The 1,398-nt window shown below is 51.4% G+C and carries 1 pseudogene; it reads right to left on the bottom strand.

Going from position 1 to position 1,398, the window contains the following annotated elements:
- Nucleotides 1-68: 68 nt before the first annotated feature.
- A pseudogene (locus tag DXX3274_RS00695) lies at nt 69-1,068 on the bottom strand (IS110 family transposase).
- Between the last annotated feature and the right edge of the window lie 330 nt (nt 1,069-1,398).

Here is a 1,398-nt window from a genome sequence, read left to right as displayed (position 1 = left end):
TAGTTTAGCCTCCAGCCAGTGGTCAAGGAGAGGCGGCGTTTGAGTAACCGTGTTGCCAGTCAAGTATTTCAACTGGCTACCAACCCATAATTCTTGTCATACCGCTGCTGCGTATGCAGCACGCCATAACACAGATGGACCAGTTTCCTCATCGCCGCGCCTATCGCCAGCATCTTTGCCTTGCCTTTTAGCAACAGTCGCTCGTATTGCGCCTTCACATGATGATTGTGACTGATGGCCGCTATCGCTCCCACTATACAGCTTTGTCCCGGACGTAGCGGGCGGGCCCCTACTTTTTCGTACAACCTGGCCCTGCCACGTACCGAGGTGCCTGAACGACGCTCTACCGGGATAACCCCCACGATACGCCGCCACCTGCTCCGCGCTCCTGAAGTGACTGCCCCGGATGGTGGCTAACATATTCCATCCGATTTGGTCGCCAACACCATCAATCGATTTCAGGAGCTTCAGGTCGTTTTTTAGTCCGGGATGCTTGTCTATGTGGTCTTCTATCAGTCGCTCAATGCGTTCCAGTTCACTCTTTACATGCCGCACCATCGAGTCCAGCGACGCCACGACCTCTTCCGGGGCCTGTGTGGATGCTAACGTGCTCAGCCGATTTTCTATGCGTTGTTTATCACTCAGCAGACTATCCCTGTGCTGGAGTAATGCCTTGAGTTTCCTTATCTCTGGCGAAGGCGGGCTCCAGCACTCCGGTTGGCGCAAACCGCCATAACAGGCCAGCACATAGGCATCCACTTTATCCGTCTTTGTGAGTATCCCCATTCCCCTGGCGAATTCACGCAACCGATGAGGGTTTATCACGGATACGGCAATGCCTGACTGATGAAGACCATAAGCGAGGTGTTCGTGATAAACCCCCGTGGCTTCCATGATGATATGGGCCTGACCCGGGTCACATTTCTGTCGCGTTAGCCATTCAGCCAACGCCTGAACGGCGTTAGGGCCATTAGGTAACGTTTTCGTCTTCCGTTTACCGTTCATGCCATCAGCTAACAAACACACATCGACAAAACGCTTACTGATATCAATACCAACGTAATACATAATGATGTCCCCTTTCACTGAAGCCATCACGCCCGTTCCGCTTGTACATTCAGAGTCAATGCTCTGGGTAACCGTTCAATGTTAATGCTGGCGTGAAAGGTGAAACAGAGGGCTTAAACTCAATCACAAGGTTTATAGCCCTGGCTCTCATTCGAAGCTCACTCTGTTTCATGTCGTGATAGCTAATCACGATATGAGTAAGATACAAGCCTCTCCTTGTCGTGCGTGCGATGAAATTGCAAAGAAACGACTCCGTTTATCCCGCACGAAATCATTCACTGGTCAGACAGGCATCACCATTCACAAAACACCCTGGCTGTTTGTCAACAG

Origin of the sequence: Dickeya sp. NCPPB 3274 (assembly GCF_000406205.1) — a bacterium.
GTDB lineage: Bacteria > Pseudomonadota > Gammaproteobacteria > Enterobacterales > Enterobacteriaceae > Dickeya > Dickeya fangzhongdai.
The sequence above is the reverse complement of the archived record's forward strand: the minus strand, read 5'-3'. Positions and strand labels throughout refer to the sequence as shown.